Source organism: Methylobacterium gregans (assembly GCF_022179245.1).
Classification (GTDB): domain Bacteria; phylum Pseudomonadota; class Alphaproteobacteria; order Rhizobiales; family Beijerinckiaceae; genus Methylobacterium; species Methylobacterium gregans.
Map to the genome: position 1 here is coordinate 1 of NZ_BPQM01000159.1, position 18,816 is coordinate 18,816.

Consider the following 18,816-nt stretch of genomic DNA (forward strand, 5'->3'; position numbering starts at 1 on the left):
CGTCGTGGCCGAGCCGCTCGCCGCGAAGCCGGTCCTGCCCGGCAACAGCGATCTCTGCTTCCGCTGGCCGGGCACGCTGGAGGAGGCGATGGCCCATCTCCACCGCCACGGCGTCAGCGTGGAGCGCGGGCCGGTAGAGCGCAACGGCGCCGCGGGGCCCGGCATCAGCGTCTATTTCCGAGACCCGGACGGCTCGCTGATGGAGTTCATCACCTACCCGCCGGCCTGAGGACTAGCCTTTCCGGCGGCTACCGCTTGTCCAGCGGGCGCCCGAGCAGGCGAGCGAACTCGGCCTCGATCTCCTCGACCGAGAACGGGTTCGGGGCCGCCGCGGGCTTCGGGGCGGGCTTCGCCGCCGGCTCGGGTGCGGCCGCGGGCTGCGCGGTCGGGGCTGCCGGCGCGGGCGTGGGGGCCGGCGGCGGTGTGGGGCGCGGCTCGGCGGGCGGCGGTGTGGGCGACGGTGCTGGCCTCGCCATCGCGGCGGCCATCGGATCGACCGCGGTCTCGGGCAGCGGGGCCGGGGCCGCGGGCGGTTGCGGGACCGGCGGTTGCGGTGCGGGCGACGGGCTCGCGGGCGGGCCGGGCGGTGGGGTCACGGCCGAGGACGGGCGGCTCAGCGCCTCCTGAAGCTGGCGCGCCATGTCGGAGAGGATCGCCGGATCGACCGAGCGCCGCGGCGGCCCTGCCGGTGCCGCGGCCGGACTCCCGACAGGAGCCTCGGCGGCGGGCTCCGTCACGGGTGCGGCGGGAGGGGAGGCCGGCGGCGCGGGCGGCACGGTCGGATTGACCAGGGGCGGGGCGGTCCGGCGCAGCAGGCGCCGCGCGGGCCCCTCTTTCACAGGCTCCTCCTTCGCGGGCCCTTCCCTGGCCGGCTCGGTCCGAGCAGGGGCGTCCGGAACTGCCTGCGGGCCGGGCGCCGCGGGGGCCGGACCCTCCCGCGCGGGCGGCGTCGGGGCGGACTCGCCGTCCGCGTCGGGGCCGAGAGCGGCGGCGTCGAGCGGGTGCGTCACCGGCGGGGCGGCGTTCGAGCGCGGCACGGCCGGCGGCACCACCACCGGCATCTCGAAGCGCGGCTCGAAGGCTGGCTCGGGCCGGCGCGCGGTCAGGCCGGGAAGCGGACCTGCGAGGGGACCTGCGAGCGGGCCCTGAAGGGGACCTGAGAGGGGAGCGGGTGCGTCCAGCGCGGCCTCGGCCGGATCCGGCAGCGCCTCCGGCTCTGGCAGAAGCTCGGGCCGCAGGGCCGGCTCGCCGAGGGCGCGCCCGCGCTGGATGTTGCGCTCGATCACCACGTCGTTCGGGCCGCCGACGAGGAGGAGGTGCTCCACGTTGTCCCGCCGCAGCAGGATGAGCTGGCGCTGCCGGTCGAGCTCGTACACGTCGACGATGCCGAGCCGGGGCTGGCGCCCGCGCTGCGTGCCCCGTCCTGGGGCGGCGAGTCCGCCCCCGGTGAGCCGGCGCAGCACCAGCACGATCACCGCCAGGACCGCGAAGATCACGGCGAAGATGCTGACGTACTGGATGATCGGGGAGCCCTCGGAGCCGAACACGGACTGCAACAAGGCTTCGCACTCTCGTTCTGGGCCCGCGCGGCCTCAACGCAACTTCGCTGCGCAGTTTAGCATGTGGACGGGTGCGGCGTGCAATCGCGCTTAAACTTTCGTTAACAGCTTCCCCCGGGGGCCGCGCGGCGCGTGCCGGCCGGTTTAACCGCCCGTTAACCATGGGCCCGGCAAATTCTGCCGGTCGGCAAGGATCGTCCGACCCCCCGCTGGAGGCGAGGCCCGTGGCCGTCACCGACCTGCCGCTGCTCGCCATGCTGCGCTCCCGGATGCAGTGGCAGCAGGCGCGCCAGACCCTCATCGCCGAGAACGTCGCCAATGCCGACATGCCGGGCTTCCGCCCGCGCGACCTCACGGCGCTCCGCCTCGACCCGGCGACGGGCAAGCCCGCCACCTCGGGTACCCTCGCGCTGACCCAGGCCGGCCACATGGCGCCCATCGGCGCCGCGGGCCCGGGCGCCGACCCGCGCAAGACCAAGAGCTTCGAGGTCCGCCCGAGCGGCAACGCGGTGAACCTGGAGGAGGAGATGATGAAGGCCGGCGACAACCAGTCGGACTACCAGCTCGCCGCCTCGATGTACCAGAAGAGCCTCGACACCCTGAAGATCGCCATCGGCAAGCGCTGAGGCGGGGCCTGATTTCGCCTGAGGAGACCGGGCCGTGGATTTCTCGAAGTCGCTCACCATCGCCGCCTCGGGCCTCAAGGCCCAGTCCGGGCGCATGCGCATCATCGCCGAGAACATCGCCAACGCGGATTCGGCGCCCCAGAGCCCCACCGCCGAGCCCTACCGGCGCAAGATCCCGACCTTCACGAGCCATCTCGACCGCGACACCGGCGCGAGCCTCGTCGAGACCGGCCGGGTCCGGCGCGACCCGACGGCCTTCCGCAGCAAGTACGATCCCGGCAACCCGGCCGCCGACGAGAAGGGCGCGGTGCGCATGCCCAACGTCAATTCGCTGATCGAGAACATGGACATGCGCGAGGCCCAGCGCTCCTACGAGGCCAACCTCAACATGGTCACGGCGACCCGCCGGATGATCTCCCGCACCCTCGAGATCCTGAAGTAGTCGGCGATGGCGAGCAGCAACTTCGCGGCCGGCGCCTACGCGGCGGTCCAGGGCATCGGCACCGGCCGCCCGGCGCCGAAGATCGGGCCCGTCTCGGGCACGGGCACCGACTTCACCCAGCTCCTCGGCCAGGCGATCGACCAAGTCGGCGCTGCCGGCCAGCGGGCCGACGCGCAGGCGATGTCGGTGGCCGCCGGCAAGGCCAACGTCGTGGACGTCGTCACCGCGGTCGCCGAGAGCGAGACCGCCCTGCAGACCATGGTCGCCGTGCGCGACCGCATGATCTCCGCCTACGAGGAGATCATGCGCATGCAGATCTGATTTTTTTCGGACGTCCCGCGCCCTTCCCGTCGCCGCATCCCCATCCGAACCCATGACCGGCCTCGCCATCCTCGACGTCGCCCGCGACGGCATCTTCGTCTTCCTGAAGCTGGCCGGGCCCCTGATGCTGGTGGCGCTCGTCGTCGGCCTCGTGGTCTCGCTCGTCCAGGCGCTCACCCAGATCCAGGAGCAGACCCTGATCTACGTGCCCAAGATCGTGGCGGTCTTCGCGGCGCTCCTCCTGATGCTGCCCTTCATGGGCGACGCCATGGCCGGCTACATGACCCGCATCGCCGCCCGCATCGCGGCCGGCGGGTGATGACGGCGGGGGACGTGACCGCGGGCGCGTGCCATAAGGCGGAGCATGAACCTGCTTCTGCCGGGGATCGCGGCGGCCTACCTGCTGACCTTCGCGCGCGTCGGCACGCTGATCATGCTGATGCCGGGGATCGGCGAGAACACGATCTCCCCGCGCCTGCGGCTCGCCTTCGCGCTGCTGGTCGCGCTGGTGCTGTTCCCCACCGTGCGCCCGCTTCTGGGAGCCCCCGAGACGCTGACCGGCCCGCGGCTGATCGCGCTCCTGTTCGGCGAGACGCTGGTCGGGCTGGTGCTGGGGCTCACGATCCGGATGCTGGTCGCGGCGCTCCAGACCGCGGGGCTGATCGTCTCGCAGCAGCTCGGCCTGTCCTACGCCATGACGGTCGACCCGACGATGGGCGGCCAGCAGGCGACCTTCGGCAACTTCCTGACGCTTCTCGGCATCACCCTGATCCTGGCCGCCGACCTGCACCACGTCGCGCTGGAGGGGATCGGGCGCAGCTACGCGCTCCTGCCGCCGGACGGGGTGCCGGGCTTCGGCGACGCGGTGCAGCTGGCGCTGAAGGCGATCGCCCGCGGCTTCGCGCTCGCGGTGCAGATCTCGGCGCCCTTCATCGCCTTCGGCATCCTGTTCAATCTCGGGCTCGGCGTGCTCTCGCGGATGATGCCGCAGCTCCAGGTCTTCTTCGTCGCGGTGCCGGCCTCGATCCTGATCGGCATGGCGATCTTCGTCGGCTGCCTCGGCGTGATGATGGGCGTCTTCCTGGACGATCTCGGCCGCTTCCTCGCCCAGCTCTCCGGGCGCTGACCCAGGCCCTGTGCGCCGGAGGCCGCGATGTCTGACGACGCGGAGCAGGAGGACAAGACCGAGGAGCCGTCGCAACGGCGGCTCGATCAGGCGATCGAGCGCGGCCAGGTCGCCAACAGCGTCGAGATCAACACCTTCGCGGCGCTCGGCGCCTTCACGCTGGCGCTGGTGATCGCGGGCCCCGACATCGCCCGCACCCTCACGCTCGAGATGCGCGCCTTCCTGATGAACGCGCACGCCCTGCCGGACGACGCCCACACCATGCAGGGCGTGGTCTCGCGGGTGCTGCTGCTCTGGCTCCAGGCGCTCGCGGTGCCCGCCGGCCTCGCGGTCGCGGCCGGGCTCGCGGCGGGCCTGCTGCAGCACCCGCTCGTCTTCACCACCGAGACGCTGGCGCCGAAATTCGACCGGATCTCGCCGATGGCCGGGGTCAAGCGGATCTTCGGCGTCGAGGCCCTGGTGCAGTTCGGCAAGGGGCTCGCCAAGATCGGGATCGTCGGCGTGGTCGTCGGCACCCTCCTGTGGAACGACCGCGACCGGCTGGAGGCCTTCGTGCGCCTCGACGTCGCCGCCTGCCTCGCGGCCGTCTTCTCGATCAGCCTGAAGCTCCTCGGCGGCGTGCTCGCCGTCCACCTCCTGATCGCGCTCGCCGACGCGCTCTACCAGCGCTTCAACTGGCGCAAGGGCCTGCGCATGTCGAAGGAGGAGCAGAAGCAGGAGATGAAGGAGACGGACGGCAACCCGGAGGTGAAGGGCCGCATGCGGCAATTGCGGGCCCAGCGCACCAAGAAGCGCATGATGGCCGCCGTGCCCTCCGCCACCGTCGTCGTCACCAACCCAACCCACTACGCCGTGGCGCTCCGCTACGAGGCCGGCATGACCGCCCCGGTCTGCGTCGCCAAGGGCGTCGACGCGCTGGCCCTGCGCATCCGGAAGGTCGCGGCCGAGCACGACGTGCCGGTGCTGGAGAACCCGCCGCTGGCCCGCGCGCTGCACGCCACCGTGGAGATCGACCAGGAGGTCCCGGCCGAGCACTACCGGGCCGTGGCCGAGGTGATCGGCTTCGTGATGCGCCTGCGCCGCCGGGCGGCGTGAGGGGCGCGCCCGTCTTCCGAGGGGGCGTGAGCGGAGTCCCTCAGGCCGCCGCGGCGCGGCTCAGGTCACGGCGTCGCGGCTATGCCGCGACCCAGAGCTCGCCCTTGCCGATGGTGGCGAGGTCGCCCGAGTAGCGCTTCGGCGCGCCGGAGAGCAGGTCGGCGTGGCGGGCGCTGAGCGGGCGCAAAGACTTGGCCAGCAGCCGCAGGTAGACGAGATCGAGCGCGCCGGTCTCCACGAAGGTCGGCATCAGGGCGCCGTGGCCGCCCACCACCAGGGTGCCCCGGCGCATGCCGTAGCCCGGATGGTCGCCGACCGTGCCCGCCGCGATCGTGCCGGCGATCATCCGCGCGCCGGCAAAAGCGCCGGCCCGCTCGACCACGATCAGGCCGCGCCGCATGCTGTCGCCGAGACAGTCGCCGGCGCTGCCCCGGATCACCAGGGTGGCACCGTCGAGGCCGACCTTCGCGGCATGGACCGCCCCGCCCGCGTGGTCGCCGGCATCGCCCTCGATCCTGATCGTGCCGCCGGTGGCGCCCGAGCCCGCGAAGGGTCCGGCATTGCCGGTCACCGTGAGCGTGCCGCCCGTCATGCCGGCGCCGAGGCGCTGACCGACATCGCCCTCGACGCGGATCGCACCCTCGGTGAGCGAGGCGCCGACCCGGTCGAGCCGCGCGTGGCCGCCCGCGATGGTCAGCGTGTCGGAGCCGTCGAGCTTCACCGTGAAGCAGTCGCCGAGCACGAGCCCGCGCCGGGTGGTGCCGACGACGAGGCGCTCGGCATCGCCCTGGCTCAGTCCCGAGAGCGCCAGCGGGTTGACGGCGAGGAAGTCGAGGCGCTCGGGCGGCGCCTCCCGGAGGGTGAGGAGGGGCATCTCAGGCCTCCTTCGCGATCAGGTCGCGCAAGTGGTAGTGGTGGCGGCCGAGATTGCCGCCGTAATTGCCGGCCGTGACCGCCACGAGCCCGTGGGCCGCCCCGACCTCGGTGGCCGCGTGGAGCGCCGCCCGCATCGAGTCGGAGACGCCCTGCGAGGTCAGCGCGTCGATGACGATCTCCAGCACCACGTTGCACTCAGTGGGCAGCTTCGAGCCGGCCCGGCCTTTGAGCGTCGGGCAGTAGGCGTCGTTGGTCGAGGCCATCATGCCCTTGGTTCGTCCGCCGACCTTGGACCCTGAGCGCACGATACCGCCCGGGAAGGGCAGGATCGCGCCCGGCACCGCGGCCGCCGCCTCGACGGCGATCTCGGCGACCTTCAGCGTGTCGGCGTGCGTGCGGCCGAGGAACAGGAGGTTGCCGCCGCCGACCGCGCCGTCGACCGCCCGCACGAAGTCCTCGCACAGGAACTCGCCGTCCATGACCGGGATGCGCCAGTAGCGGCGCGTCCTGCCGGTCGCGTCCGGCAGCCGCTTGGCGACCGCGAAGCCGTCGCCGAAGTAGCGGATCGCGCCGCCGAGCTTGATCTTGGTCGGCCCGTCGACGCCCGCGTAGGCCGCGGTGCCCGGGCAGGTCAGGATGCACTGGCCGACGCGCTTGATCAGCTGGTCCTTCAGGCCGTTCGGCTCGAAGCCGAACAGCAGGATGCGCACGCCGGGGCGCCCGTCCGGCGTCTCCTCGGGGGAGAGCTCGGCGTCGATCCCGGCCTCGGCGCCGCAGCCGATCACCGAGGTGGCGAAGCCCGTCATCACGGTGGCGGCGATCATCGCCCAGCGGGCGGTGTCGTTCGTCACGATGAGCGCGGTCCCGGCGACGTCGAAGGCCTCCGCGAAGGTGTCCTCGACCGGGATGCCGTTGAGGGTGAGGTGCGTCATCTCAGCCATGGTTCGAAAGCCGCATCGGCCCCTCGGATCCGCGGAGCATCCGCGACAGCGTCACGCCCGGCATGCCACGTCCTCGAACACGGGCTGGTCCTTCGCGAAGGCGGCGTCAGGCACCGCGAAGCTGTCGAGGCCCTGGCCGTAGCGGTCCTGCAGGTAGGTCTCGGTGCGCCGCTCCATCGCCTTGTCGGACTCGACGGTGAGCGACAGGGACCGGCCGGCGCGCCAGTCCACGACCTGCCCGTCCTCGACGATGACGTGGCCGTCCTTCAGCACGTACTTGGCCGCGGTGAACATCGCGGTCCGGTCCGGGTCGTCGCGGTAGACCGCGATGTCGGCGCGTCCCCCGGCGCGCAGGTGCCCGCGGTCGTCGAGACCCAGGAGCTTCGCCGGCCCCGAGCGGGTGAGCTGGGCGATCTCCGAGAAGGTGTACTCGCGCTCGATCGTCGCGATCTCCGAGCGCTCCCGCACGATGCCCGGCAGCGTCGCGATCTCGCGGTCGCGCGCCTCCTTGTCCATCAGCAGGTGGATGATGCGCGGGTACTGGGTGAAGGGGCCGCCATTCGGGTGGTCGGTGGTGAGGATCGTGCGCTCGGGGTCGCCCGACAGCAGCATGATCTCCAGGCCGATCGCCCATTGCAGCGAGCTCGTCGGGCCCTTCGGCCGGTAGAGGAACGGCACCACGCCGCCGCCCTCCGCGTCGCCCGCGTTCAGCACCCACTTCTTCGGCTTGGCGCCCTTGCGGCCGCCGAACTGGCGCAGGATGTCGAGCGAGACCGTGACGGTCTGGCCGAACACGACCTGCCCGATATCGAGGCTCGCCTGCGGGTTCGCCATCATGGCGTCCACGATGCGCCGGGCCGCCGAGCGGAAGCCGCCGGTCATCGGGTTCTCGGGGTCCGAGACGCCGTAGGCGTAGAACTGGGCGTGGGCGAAGTGGATGCGCCGGCCCTCCGCCGCGGCGAGCGTCGCGATCAGCGAATCGTCGGCGCCGGGGAGCCCCAGATTGTTGCAGTGGACGTGCAGCGGGTGGGGCACGCCGATCTCCTCGACCGCGTCGAGGAGCGCGCCCATGATCCTGCGCGTCGAGAGCCCGTAGCAGGGGATCTCGTCGTCGAGGCTGAGCTTCAGCGCGCCGTCCTTGAAGGCCGAGGCGCCGCCCGCGTTGATGCACTTGACGCCAAGCCCCCGCGAGCTCGCGACGTTGAGCGCCACGAGGTCGCGCACGGCGGCCTTGCCCTCCCCGTCCCGCAGGATCTGCAGCAGGTGGTCGTCGTTGCCGAGCACGGTCAGCGCGCCGCGGTCGAGCAGCGGGATGTCGGCGAGTTCGAGCTGGGTCGCGAGCGCGTGGACCGGCGGCATCGCCGGCTCGACGGCGGTGGTGTAGCCCATGCGGGCGTAGGTGGCGCCGATCCAGCCGGCCGCCCCGCCCGCATGCGCGAAGGGATGGCCCTCGGGCGCCGCCTCGCTGATGTAGAGCTCGGGCAGCAGCAGGCGCGAGGTGACGACGTTGCCGCCCGCGATGTGCGAGTGCACCTCGACGCCGCCCGCCATCACCACGCAGCCCGCGGCGTCGAGGGTCTGGTCGGGCTTGGCGCCCGGCGGGGGCTGGACGATGCGGCCGTCCTCGACCCAGACGTCACCCACCGCGTCGCGGCCGGCGGTCGGATCGACGACCCGGCCGCCCTGGATCCGGATCAGCATCAGGCGTCCTTCCTGTTCGCGACGGCGCCCCGGCCGGCCACGGCCGCCGCGATGCGCGCGATGATGTCGGCGGCGGCGGGCAGGTCGCCCGCCTGCTCGGGGGCGCGGTAGCTCAGGCCGGCGCGGCCCTCGTTCCAGAGCACGCCGCCGACCTCGCGGCCGGGCTCGCCCACCCGGATCACCACCTCGGCGAGGTCGGGCGCGGCGTCGCTGCCCACGAGCGCGACGGTGGGCAGGGTCTTCAGCCAGGCGGGTCGCGCGGTCGGCAGGCTCGCCAGCCAGAGCGCGGCGTCGGCCTCGCCGGCCTCCGCCTGCCGGTCGGCGTCGAAGCGCCAGGGGTCCTGCTCGGGCACGCGCCGGCCGAAGCCGACGCGGGTGGCCTGCCCCGTGGTCCAGGCCGCGACCTGGAGGGCGGCCCGGTCCTGGCCGCCGTCGCTGAGCGAGAGCGCGAAGCAGCGGGTGGCCTCGTTGAGGTCCATCACCAGCCCCTGCAGCATCTCGATGCCGAGCGTGCCGAGTTCGCCCGGATCGTACAGCACGGCGCCGTACAACGCGCTGGACAGAGCCCGGGCGGTCTCCATCATCCCGGCATCGGAGGTCAGGTGGCCGCGGGCATGGGCCCGCAGATGCGCGATCGCGACCGCGAGGTCGGAGCCGGCCGGGAGCGACAGGATACGGCGCTCCGCGCCCGCGGCGCGCCCGCGGACCGGCTTGGTGGCGCGCAGGCGCTCGACCAACGGGCTCCTGCCGGGCGCCACGCCCACCAGCAGCACCGCGTCGGCCCGGCCGACCACCTCGGCGGGCGGGGCCTGCATGGCCCCGACCCGGGCCAGCGCGCCGAGATCGGCGTAGGTCGCGTCGCCGCCCGCCGTGTCGACGGAGGCACCGATGCGGCCGGCGAGATCGTAGGCGGCGCGGATCGCCGCCACCTCGGCGTTGAGGCCGGCGAAGACCGGCGCGTGCGCGGACGACAGGAGCGCGGCCGCCGCTTGCACGGCGGCATCGGCGTCGGTCGCCCCACCCTTGACCCAGGCTGCCATCCACCCTCGCGTGTTTTATCGTTGGGCCGCGCGCACCGCAGGCTCGTCGCTGCGCGGGGGCGGTCGCCTAAGACCGATGCCGCCGGGCCGCGCCCGACGTGCCGGAATGGCCTGCCCGCCGGGCGGACCGCGGCACAGCCGCGGCGCAACCTCTGGCGGACGGCATCCGGGCCGCCTCGCGGGCAGGTTTGCATCGGCGGGCCGCGGCAGGCAAGGGCCAAGCATGCCGAATCGCATCGCGGCCAGTACCAGTCGTCCGGCCGGTTGCCCGGCGGGCGCCCGCATGGGAGAAGCCGGCGCCCGCTCGCGGAGCCGGTCCTCGCACCCGGCCTTCGGAACCCGTCGGCGGTGCAGGCGCTCTAGCCAGGACGCGCGACGAGCCGAGGAGAGACCGGGTGCCCGAACTGCCGAGCCGGAGCGAGCCCGCGGCGGGACCGGCGACCGCCGTCACGGTCGAGGCGCCGGCCCGGCTGCATTTCGGCTTCCTCGACCTGCACGGGGGCCTCGGGCGCCGCTTCGGCAGCATCGGGCTCGCCATCGACGCGCCTGCCCTCCAACTCACCGCCGAGCCGGCACCGGATCCCTCGGCCGAGGGGCCGGAAGCGGAGCGGGTGCTCGGCTACATCCGGGCGGCGGCCGGCCATCTCGGCGTGGCCGCGGGCGCGCGGATCCGGGTCGCGGAGGCGATCCCCGCCCATGCGGGCTTCGGCTCGGGCACGCAGCTCGCGCTCGCGGTCGCCGCGGCGCTCGCCCGGCTGCACGGAAGGCCCTTCGCGCCGGAGGATTTCTCGAACGCCCTCGACCGCGGCAACCGCTCGGGCGTGGGGCTTCGCGCCTTCACGGAGGGCGGGCTGATCGTGGACGGCGGCCGCGACGCCACCGGCGCGCCGCCCCCCGTCGTCGCCCGCCTGCCCTACCCGGAGGCGTGGCGGGTGGTGCTGATCCTCGACGAAGGGATGACGGGCGTGCACGGCACCCGCGAGGTCGAGGCCTTCCGCGATCTGCCGCGCTTCCCCGAGGCACAGGCCGCCGAGATCTGCCGGATCGTGCTGATGCAGGTCCTGCCGGCCGCGGTCACCGCCGAGCCGGACGGCTTCGGGGCCGGCATCACGCGGATCCAGCGGCTCGTCGGCGACCATTTCGCGCCTCACCAGGGCGGCCGCTTCGCGAGCCCGGCCGTGGCCGAGGCCCTGGCGCGGATCGCGGAACTCGGCATCGCGGGCTACGGCCAGAGCTCCTGGGGCCCCACCGGCTTCGCGCTGGTGCCGGACGAGGGCCAGGCGCGCGCGCTCGTCGCCGACCTTGAGGCCCGCGCGGTCGGGGCGGGGCGGCTGCGCTTCCTCGTCGCCCGCGGGCGCAACACCGGGGCGCGGGTCTCGGCCGCCTGACCCCCGCGCGATCCCCGGCCCGCGGGCAAGGGTTGCGTCGGGGGGTGGTAGGCGCCGGGCGCGGCGCGGCTTAGAAGCTCGGCTTAAGGGTTCGCGCGATATGTAACGGTCGCGCGGCGCCCGCAGAGCACGCCGAAGACGACGAGGAGACGACCATGGCCCGCTCGATCCTGCACATGCTCACGCCGCTCAAGCACATGAGCCCCTTCGACGTGAACATGGCGGTCGATGCCGGCTTCGAGACCATCGTCACCTACACGGACGTGACGCTGCCGGACGTCGTCTCGCTGACCCAGGACTCGATCTTCTCCCGCGCGCCCGAGGACGGGGTGCGCACCGGCATCTTCATCGGCGGCAAGAACGCCGAGGACGCCCTCGACATGGTGGACCGAGCCAAGAAGGCCTTCGTGCCCCCCTTCGCCAACCACATCTTCGCCGATCCGGCGGGCTCCTTCACCACGGGCGCCGCGATGGTGGCGCAGGTGGCCCGGGCGCTGCGCCAGCGCCACGGCACCGATCTCAAGGGCAAGCGCATCGTGATCTTCGGCGGCGCGGGCGTCGTCGCCTACGTGGCGGCGGTGATCGGCGCGCTCGAGGGCGCCAAGACCGTGCTGGTCGGCCACGACGGCGAGGAGCGCGTCTCGAAGATCGCCTTCACCATGAAGTGGCGCTTCGGCATCGAGGTCGGCGCCGTCGACGGAACGACGCCCGAGGACCGGCGCCGGGCGATTGCCGACGCCGACGTGATCCTCTCGGCCGGGCCCGCCGGCATCCCGATCCTCACGGCGGAGGACCTCGAAGCCGCGCCCAAGCTCCTCGTCGCCTCCGACGTCAACGCGGTGCCCCCGGCCGGCATCGCGGGCATCGACGTGAACGCGGTCGATGTGCCGCTCCCCACGGGGAAGGGGCTCGGCATCGGCGCGCTCGCGGTCGGCAACGTGAAGTACCAGACCCAGTGCCGCCTGTTCCGCCGCATGCTCCAGGCCGACCAGCCCCTCTGCCTCGATTTCCGCGACGCCTACGCGCTCGCCGTCGAGGTGACGGGCTGACGAGCCAGGCCCAGTGGGCGCGCCCGGCTCTGCAGGCCCGCCACCCGCTGTGAACGGATCGCCGCCTCTCGGCATCGCGCCGCCATTCCGGGGCGCCGCAGGCGAGGCCGGAATCCAGGGACACCGAAGTGCCAGGACCCTGACCTGCGGTGTGCACGGATCCCGGGTTCCGCTGACGCGGCCCCGGGATGACGGCACGCACAGGCGTGGTCGGTCCGGGCCGGCCTGCGCTGTGGCAGGCGTACGGCGGTGACCGACGCCATCCTCATCGCCGCCCAGTCCGGCCGGGCGCTCGCGGAGGCCGCCCGGCGGGCGGGCCTGCGCCCGCTCGTCGCCGACCTGTTCGGCGACGCCGACACCCTCGCCCTCGCCGAGGCCTACCGCCCCCTCCCCGGCCGGTTCGGCTCGGGGCGGGTCGGTGGGGCGGCCCTGCTCAGGGCCCTCGACGATCTCGCGGCGGCGTCCGGCGCCCGCCCCGTCGGCGCGGTGCTCGGCAGCGGCTTCGAGGGCGCGCCCGACCTGATGGCCGCGATCCACACCCGCCACCGCCTGCTCGGCGCTTCACCGGAAGCCGTCGCCGCCCTGAAGGACCCGTTCCGTCTCGCGGCGCTCTGCGCCGAACTCGCGGTCCCGCACCCGGCCGTCGCGGCGGAGCCGCGCCCCGACCCGGCGAGCTGGCTGCTGAAGCGCGTCGGCGGCTCGGGCGGCAGCCATATCCGTCGGGCCGGGCGGGGCCGGGCCCCGCCGGGCTCCTATTTCCAGGCCCGGGTCCCGGGCCGGCCGCACGCCCTGAACGTCTTGAGCGACGGGCGCGACATCCAGGTGCTGGCGCTCACCGAGCAATGGTGCGCCCCCTCCCCGCTCCGCCCGTTCCGCTACGCCGGGGCGCTCGCCCGCGGCGCGGCGGAGCCCGCGCCCGTGCCGCCGGCCATCGCCGCGGAGATCGCTGGCGCGGTCGCCCGGCTCGTCGCCCGAACCGGCCTGCGTGGCCTTGCCAGCGCCGACTGCCTCATCGCGGAGGGCGGCTGGTGGCTCACCGAGATCAATCCCCGCCCCGGCGCCACCCTCGACGTGCTCGACCGGCGCGCGACGCCCCTGCTCCTCGCCCACGTCGCAGCGAGCCTCGGAGGCATGGCGCCGGTCGATTCGCAACCGGCAGATGCGGCAGCCGCCGAGATCTGTTACGCGGACCGGGACCTCGCGCCCGTGCCGGCCCACGCCTGGCCGGACCACGTGCGCGACCGCCCCCGCGCCGGCACCACGGTGCGGCGGGACGCGCCGCTCTGCACCGTGCTCGCCACGGGCGCGGATGCGGGACAAGCCAGAGAAACGTTGCGGGCGCGGGCGACGGCGCTGCGGACCGCGCTCGCGCAGGAGGAAGCCCCCGGATGAGCACCCTTTACCCGAGCCTCAACGCGCTGAGCGCCCCCCTGGTCGAGCGCTTCGTCGCCGATGCGGGCCTGCTCCGGCTCGACGTCCGGCAGGAGCCCGGCGGCGCCCGCATGGTGGATGCCGGTGCCAGCGCCCGCGGCTCGATCGAGGCGGGCCGGCGCATCGCCGAGATCTGCCTCGGCGGCCTCGGCACCGTGAGCATCAGTCCGACCGGGCCGATCGCCGCCTGGCCGAACTCGGTGGTGGTGCACGCCGCCGACCCGGTGCTCGCCTGCCTCGGTAGCCAGTACGCGGGCTGGAGCCTCGCGGACGAGACGGGCGATTCGGGCTTCTTCGCCCTCGGCTCGGGCCCGGGCCGCGCCGTCGCGACCGTCGAGGAACTCTACACCGAGCTCGGCTACAAGGATTCGGCCACGCACACCGCCCTGGTGCTGGAGGCCGCGGGCGGTCCCCCCGAGAGCGTCGTCGCCAAGGTGGCGGAGGCCACGGGCGTCGCGCCGGAGAACCTCACCTTCATCTTCGCACCGACCCAGTCGCTCGCCGGCGCCACCCAGGTGGTGGCCCGCGTGCTGGAGGTGGCGCTGCACAAGGCCCACACGGTGGGCTTCGACCTGCACGCCATTGTGGACGGCATCGGCACGGCCCCGCTCTCGCCCCAGCACCCGGATTTCATCAAGGCGATGGGCCGCACCAACGACGCCATCATCTATGGCGGCCGGGTGCAGCTCTTCGTGGATGCCGACGACGCGGACGCGAAGCAGCTCGCCGAGCAGCTGCCCTCGACCACCTCGGCCGACCACGGCGCGCCTTTCGCCGACATCTTCTCCCGGGTGAACGGCGACTTCTACAAGATCGACGGCGCCCTGTTCTCGCCGGCCGAGGCCATCGTCACGTCGGTGCGCACCGGCGCGACCTTCCGGGGCGGGCGCCTGGAGCCGACGCTCGTCGAGGCCTCGTTCGCCTGAGCGTAACGCTCCCTCCCCCTCCGTGGGGGAGGGTGGCGCCCGAAGGGCGACGGGCCGGGACGACGTCCCGCACGAGGGGAGCTCCGCTTCCGGTACAGGCCCACGCTTCATTCAGGTCGGTGCCCTCATCTGCACCGTCGCACCCCTCTCCCGACCCTCGCTGACGCGAGGGCCACCCTCCCCCGCAAAGGGGGAGGGACAGTCGTGGATGTTTGGAACCCATGCGCATCGGGCTCGCGGCCGACAACGGCAACTGGCACAAGAGCCGCCTGCTGGCGGCCCTGCGGTCGCTCGGTGTCGAGCCGGTGCTGTTCTCGCTGGCCGACGTCGCGGTGGTGACCGCGGCCGCCGAGCCGCTGCGGGTGCCGGGCTTCCCCGACGCCCTGCCGGACGGCGTTCTCCTGCGCACCATCGCGGGCGGCACCTTCGAGGCGACCACGATGCGGCTCGGCGTGCTGCACGCGCTGGTGGCCTCCGGCGTCACCGTCTGGAACCACCCGGTCGCGATCGAGCGCTCCGTCGACAAGGCCGCGACCTCGCTCATGGTCGCCCGCGCCGGCCTGCCGACGCCCGAGACCTGGGTGTTCTCGCGGCGCGAGGCCGCCGCCGACCTCGTCGCCCGCGAGGCGCGTCCGAGCCGGCCGCTGGTGCTCAAGCCCCTCTTCGGCTCGCAAGGGGAAGGGCTGATGCTGGTCGAGCGCCCGGAGGATCTGCCCGACGAGGAGGCCGTCTCCCGCGTCTACTATCTCCAGCGCTACGTGCCCCGCGCCGACGGGTTGTGGCGCGACTACCGGGTCTTCGTCTGCGAGGGCCGGGCGGTGGCCGGCATGATCCGCGAGGGCGATGGCTGGATCACCAACGTGCACCGGGGCGGCCGGCCGCTGGCCTGGGCGATGCCGGCCCGCGCGGCCGAGCTCGCCGAGGCCGCCGCTGGCGCAATCGGCGTCGACTACACCGGCATCGACCTCGTGGAGGACGGGAACGGCGGCTACCTCGTGCTGGAGGTGAACTCGATGCCCGCCTGGTCCGGCCTGCAGCAGGTCTGCGAGACGGACATCGCGACCGCGATCTGCCGCGGCTTCCTGGCGGCGGTCCGGGGCGCGCACCGCCCGGCTCGGGTGGTGGCCTGATGGCCGGGCTGCCGCCCGGTGCCGGGCTCGCCCCCGCCCTGATCGCCACGCTCTACCGGGCGGCCTGCCTCGCCGAGCTCGACGCGCTGAAGCCCGGCAACGTCCACGCCTATGCCGCGGGGCACCGCATGGCGGTGGCCGACTTCGTGACCAGTGCCGAGGTCTCCGCGCCCCCGCTCGCCGCCGCGGGCGCCCAGGTCGGGGCCCGGGTCCTCGGCGGCGTCGCCGCCACCATGGCGGCGGTCGGCCAGAACACGAATCTTGGCATCCTGCTGCTCTGCGCGCCGCTCGCCCGCGCGGCCGAGCGGGCGAGCGGCGTCGCCGCGGTGCTCGCCGATCTCGACGGACAGGATTCCCGGGACGTCTTCGCGGCGATCCGCCGGGCCAACCCCGGTGGCCTCGGGCAGGCCGCCCGCCACGACGTGGCCGCCGATGCGCCCCCCTCCCTGCTCGACGCCATGGCGGAGGCCGCCCCCCGGGACGCGATCGCCCGGGCCTATGGCGACGGCTTCGCCGACCTCGACGCGGTCGGGCTGCCGGCGCTCGCGGCCGCGCGCGCGGCGGGCCTGCCGCCGACTTGGTGCACCACCGCCGTCCACCTCGCCTACCTCGCCGCCGTGGAGGACAGCCACGTCCGGCGCAAGCACGGGCCGGCGGTCGCCGCCGCTTTGCGGGCGGAGGCCCAGACGCTTCGGGCCGGGCTCGATCTCGGAGCCGCGCCGGTCGAGGCGCTCCTCGCCTTCGACGGCGCGTTGAAGGCGCGGGGCATCAATCCCGGCACGAGCGCGGATTTCACGGTCGCGACCCTGTTCGCCGACGCCCTCCGGGCGGCCGCCTAGGGGACCCGGCGCGAGACGCGAGAGGGGCGCGCCGAGGGCACAAGAGGGGCCCGCGGCGCCCCGCGATGCCGCAGATGGGACTTGACGGCACGCCCCGTTTGTCCCTGCGAAACCGTGCCCGCCGGCCCGGGCCGGCCCACGCAAAGATTTATCGATTCCAGCGCCTTGCCCAGGGTTGTGACAGGCAGGGGCCCGCTGTAGGGTCCGCGCCGCTATCCGGGCAAACCGGTGCGGCCCCACGAGGCGCCGCGCGTCGCAAACAAGGATGGCTCCCCGGCTGCGGCACTGCCCCAGGCCGCAGCCCTACACTTGGATTTCCAGGGAGAGACCCCGAATGGCGAAGATCACCAAGGTTCAGGTCGGCGAGGCTCTCGTCGGCGACGGCAACGAGGTCGCCCACATCGACCTCATCATCGGACCGCGCGGCTCGCCGGCCGAGTCGGCCTTCTGCAACGGCCTCGTGAACAACAAGCACGGCTTCACCAGCCTGCTCGCGGTCATCGCGCCGAACCTGCCGTGCAAGCCGAACACGCTGATGTTCAACAAGGTCACCATCAACGACGCCCGTCAGGCCGTCCAGATGTTCGGCCCCGCCCAGCACGGCGTCGCCAAGGCCGTGCAGGACGCCGTTGCCGAGGGCATCATCCCGGCCGACGAGGCCGACGACCTGTTCATCCTGGTCGGCGTGTTCATCCACTGGGAGGCGGCCGACGACGCCAAGATCCAGCAGTACAACTACGAGGCCACCAAGCTCTCGATCCAGCGCGCCGTGAACGGCGAGCCGAAGGCTGCCACGGTGACCGAGCAGCGCAACTCGGCGTCGCACCCCTTCGCCGCGAACGCTTAGATCGGGGACAGTCCTGGGCAGAGCGCGCCTCCGCCCGCACCGCGGGGCCTGCTCCAGCGACTGGCATCCATCTTCCTCGGCCGCTAAGGCGAGGCCTCGAAACGGGACGGCGGGAGCCGTCCCGTTTTTCGTTCGTGCGGGTCGTCAGGCCGCCCAGGGCGGGCTCAGGGTACCACGCGGCCGACCGCGGTCTGGGGCGCGCTCAGCGGGGCGATGGGCAGGTCGCAGAAGCAGCGCGCGCCGAGCGGGCGCGGGCCCGGCAGCGGGCAGGAGAAGGGCTGCGGGCCGGTCAGGCCGCGCTGGACCGCGTCGCAATTGTATCCGACCGCCCGGCGCGGCGGGGGAGCTGCGTAGGGGCGCTCCTCGTCATAGCCGCGCCGCGGGGGCGCATCGTAGTACTGCGCCTGCACGCTCCCGGCCGCCAGAAGTCCGGCGAGCGCGCCCGCCGCCAAGCCGAGTCCGCGGATCTGCCGCATGGCTCTCTCCATCCTGCACCGGCGGGATCGCCGGGCTCGGGACCCGTCTTCGGGGCAATGCGGGCGAAAGTGCGGGCGCGACCGCGAGCGAGCGGGCGGCCCGACGCGGAACGGCCCGCCGCGGAGGTCCGGGCGGGCCGTCGTGGGTGGGCGCGGCTGCGCCCGAACCGCTCGGGAGGGGCCGCGCAGGCGCGGCCTTCGGGGCTCAGTAGCCCGACTTCTCGGCAGTGTTCTGGGCGGCGTGCTGCGCGTCCTGGGCGGTCTGCTGCGCGGCGCTGGCACCCTGCTCCATCGCCTTGCGGGCTTGGTCGGCGCTCTCCTGCATGGCGCTCTTGGCGCGCTCGGCGCCCTGCTGCATCGCGCTCTGGGCGAGGCCGCTGAACTCCTTGGCCTGCGACTGGATCGCGGCGAACTGGCTGCGGACGAACTCGGCCTGATGCTGCATCGCCTCCTGCAGGTCGCGCGAGCGCACGAGCTTCTGGGCGAGATCGAAGGCTGCGTTCACGTTCTGCTCGGCGTACTCGAAGCCGCGGGCGGAGACGTCCTGCGCGTTGGTCCGGGCGAGCTCGGCCGAGCCCTGGACCGTGTCGGCGGTGCGGCGGGCCGCGCCGATGAAGCTGTCGAAGGCCTTGCGCGCCTGCTCGACGCTCTTCTCGGCGAAGTCGCGCATCTCGGTCGGCACTTCGTAGGTCGGGTTGGTGCTCATGTCGTCTCCTCTCGTTCTGGCTCGCAGGTCGTTCTGCGAGATGCATTGTGCAGTGCACAATAGCACGTGCGACGCCGAATGCCAGCCCCCGGTGTGCCACTGTGGCGGCGCCATCAAGGTTGACATGCCGTAAACGTGTGACGCGACATTGAAGTGTCCAGCGGGTGGGCGGCCCGCGGCGCTAAGAAAGACTGCCGACGTCAGGCTTTTGCCGCTAAATGAGACCGTATGGCCGGGGGCGCAGGGTTGAACGACAGGGAAAGCAGCGGCTCCGGGGCCGAGGCCGCCCCGGAGCCG

21 protein-coding genes are annotated in these 18,816 nt (G+C 73.5%); 14 read left to right on the forward strand and 7 right to left on the reverse strand.

Annotated elements, in window-relative coordinates:
- On the forward strand, positions 1–229 hold a 229-nt coding region (locus MFF54_RS25320), incomplete at its 5' end, for a VOC family protein (protein ID WP_506289944.1).
- Positions 230–248: 19 nt separating this feature from the next.
- On the opposite strand, the gene MFF54_RS25325 is transcribed toward MFF54_RS25320, so the two are convergent.
- Complete coding sequence (locus MFF54_RS25325) at positions 249–1,559, reverse strand: hypothetical protein (protein WP_306423984.1); 1,311 nt, start codon at positions 1,557–1,559, stop codon at positions 249–251.
- A 224-nt stretch (positions 1,560–1,783) separates the two neighbouring features.
- Between MFF54_RS25325 and flgB the strand changes: the two genes are divergently transcribed.
- The 6 genes from flgB to flhB are packed head-to-tail and all read left to right on the forward strand — an operon-like array spanning position 1,784 to position 5,169.
- Positions 1,784–2,185 carry a flagellar basal body rod protein FlgB gene (flgB, locus tag MFF54_RS25330; RefSeq protein ID WP_238306964.1) on the forward strand — a complete coding sequence of 134 codons (402 nt, stop codon included), beginning with the start codon at positions 1,784–1,786 and terminating at the stop codon, positions 2,183–2,185.
- 34 nt (positions 2,186–2,219) lie between these two features.
- Complete coding sequence (gene flgC, locus MFF54_RS25335) at positions 2,220–2,627, forward strand: flagellar basal body rod protein FlgC (RefSeq protein ID WP_238306965.1); 408 nt, start codon at positions 2,220–2,222, stop codon at positions 2,625–2,627.
- A gap of 6 nt (positions 2,628–2,633) precedes the next feature.
- Positions 2,634–2,948: a flagellar hook-basal body complex protein FliE gene (fliE, locus tag MFF54_RS25340; RefSeq protein ID WP_238306966.1), complete on the forward strand. Its 315-nt coding sequence runs from the start codon at positions 2,634–2,636 to the stop codon at positions 2,946–2,948.
- A 52-nt stretch (positions 2,949–3,000) separates the two neighbouring features.
- Positions 3,001–3,267 (forward strand): flagellar biosynthesis protein FliQ, encoded by a 267-nt coding sequence (gene fliQ, locus MFF54_RS25345; protein ID WP_238306967.1) that lies wholly within the window; start codon positions 3,001–3,003, stop codon positions 3,265–3,267.
- A 45-nt stretch (positions 3,268–3,312) separates the two neighbouring features.
- Positions 3,313–4,074: a flagellar biosynthetic protein FliR gene (gene fliR / locus MFF54_RS25350; protein WP_238306968.1), complete on the forward strand. Its 762-nt coding sequence runs from the start codon at positions 3,313–3,315 to the stop codon at positions 4,072–4,074.
- Between the two features lie 27 nt (positions 4,075–4,101).
- The gene (gene flhB / locus MFF54_RS25355) at positions 4,102–5,169 is read left to right on the forward strand and encodes a flagellar biosynthesis protein FlhB (RefSeq protein ID WP_238306969.1); all 1,068 of its coding nucleotides are present in this window, start codon (positions 4,102–4,104) and stop codon (positions 5,167–5,169) included.
- A gap of 79 nt (positions 5,170–5,248) precedes the next feature.
- Here flhB and MFF54_RS25360 read toward each other — a convergent pair whose 3' ends face one another.
- The 4 genes from MFF54_RS25360 to MFF54_RS25375 are packed head-to-tail and all read right to left on the reverse strand — an operon-like array spanning position 5,249 to position 9,727.
- On the reverse strand, positions 5,249–6,043 hold the full coding sequence (locus MFF54_RS25360) for a formylmethanofuran dehydrogenase subunit C (protein ID WP_238306970.1): 795 nt from the start codon (positions 6,041–6,043) through the stop codon (positions 5,249–5,251).
- Between the two features lies 1 nt (position 6,044).
- A complete protein-coding gene (fhcD, locus tag MFF54_RS25365; protein ID WP_238306983.1) occupies positions 6,045–6,977 on the reverse strand; it encodes a formylmethanofuran--tetrahydromethanopterin N-formyltransferase in 933 nt (310 codons plus the stop codon).
- Positions 6,978–7,037: 60 nt separating this feature from the next.
- Positions 7,038–8,687, reverse strand: coding sequence for a formylmethanofuran dehydrogenase subunit A (locus tag MFF54_RS25370; protein ID WP_238306971.1), 1,650 nt, complete (start codon positions 8,685–8,687; stop codon positions 7,038–7,040).
- Complete coding sequence (locus tag MFF54_RS25375) at positions 8,687–9,727, reverse strand: molybdopterin-binding domain-containing protein (RefSeq protein ID WP_238306972.1); 1,041 nt, start codon at positions 9,725–9,727, stop codon at positions 8,687–8,689. The genes MFF54_RS25370 and MFF54_RS25375 overlap by 1 nt, the downstream gene beginning before the upstream one ends.
- A gap of 395 nt (positions 9,728–10,122) precedes the next feature.
- Here MFF54_RS25375 and MFF54_RS25380 point away from each other — a divergent pair, with 395 nt between their 5' ends.
- The 7 genes from MFF54_RS25380 to fae all read left to right on the forward strand — a co-directional run bounded on the left by MFF54_RS25380 (position 10,123) and on the right by fae (position 17,337).
- Positions 10,123–11,115: a beta-ribofuranosylaminobenzene 5'-phosphate synthase family protein gene (locus MFF54_RS25380; protein WP_238306973.1), complete on the forward strand. Its 993-nt coding sequence runs from the start codon at positions 10,123–10,125 to the stop codon at positions 11,113–11,115.
- Positions 11,116–11,270: 155 nt separating this feature from the next.
- Positions 11,271–12,164, forward strand: a complete 894-nt coding sequence (locus tag MFF54_RS25385; RefSeq protein WP_238306974.1) for an NADP-dependent methylenetetrahydromethanopterin/methylenetetrahydrofolate dehydrogenase — start codon at positions 11,271–11,273, stop codon at positions 12,162–12,164.
- A gap of 249 nt (positions 12,165–12,413) precedes the next feature.
- Positions 12,414–13,556, forward strand: coding sequence for an ATP-grasp domain-containing protein (locus MFF54_RS25390; protein WP_238306975.1), 1,143 nt, complete (start codon positions 12,414–12,416; stop codon positions 13,554–13,556).
- Positions 13,553–14,521 (forward strand): methenyltetrahydromethanopterin cyclohydrolase, encoded by a 969-nt coding sequence (mch, locus tag MFF54_RS25395; RefSeq protein WP_238306976.1) that lies wholly within the window; start codon positions 13,553–13,555, stop codon positions 14,519–14,521. The genes MFF54_RS25390 and mch overlap by 4 nt, the downstream gene beginning before the upstream one ends.
- 221 nt (positions 14,522–14,742) lie before the next feature.
- Positions 14,743–15,651 (forward strand): ATP-grasp domain-containing protein, encoded by a 909-nt coding sequence (locus tag MFF54_RS25400; protein ID WP_238306977.1) that lies wholly within the window; start codon positions 14,743–14,745, stop codon positions 15,649–15,651.
- Positions 15,651–16,490 carry a triphosphoribosyl-dephospho-CoA synthase gene (locus MFF54_RS25405; protein ID WP_238306978.1) on the forward strand — a complete coding sequence of 280 codons (840 nt, stop codon included), beginning with the start codon at positions 15,651–15,653 and terminating at the stop codon, positions 16,488–16,490. The genes MFF54_RS25400 and MFF54_RS25405 overlap by 1 nt, the downstream gene beginning before the upstream one ends.
- Before the next feature lie 334 nt (positions 16,491–16,824).
- Entirely contained in the window at positions 16,825–17,337 is a 513-nt protein-coding gene (fae, locus tag MFF54_RS25410; RefSeq protein ID WP_238306979.1) for a 5,6,7,8-tetrahydromethanopterin hydro-lyase, read from the forward strand.
- 164 nt (positions 17,338–17,501) lie between these two features.
- On the opposite strand, the gene MFF54_RS25415 is transcribed toward fae, so the two are convergent.
- Both MFF54_RS25415 and MFF54_RS25420 read right to left on the reverse strand, forming a co-directional pair.
- Entirely contained in the window at positions 17,502–17,813 is a 312-nt protein-coding gene (locus MFF54_RS25415) for a hypothetical protein (protein WP_238306980.1), read from the reverse strand.
- Positions 17,814–18,018: 205 nt separating this feature from the next.
- Positions 18,019–18,519: a phasin gene (locus tag MFF54_RS25420; protein ID WP_238306981.1), complete on the reverse strand. Its 501-nt coding sequence runs from the start codon at positions 18,517–18,519 to the stop codon at positions 18,019–18,021.
- Between the last annotated feature and the right edge of the window lie 297 nt (positions 18,520–18,816).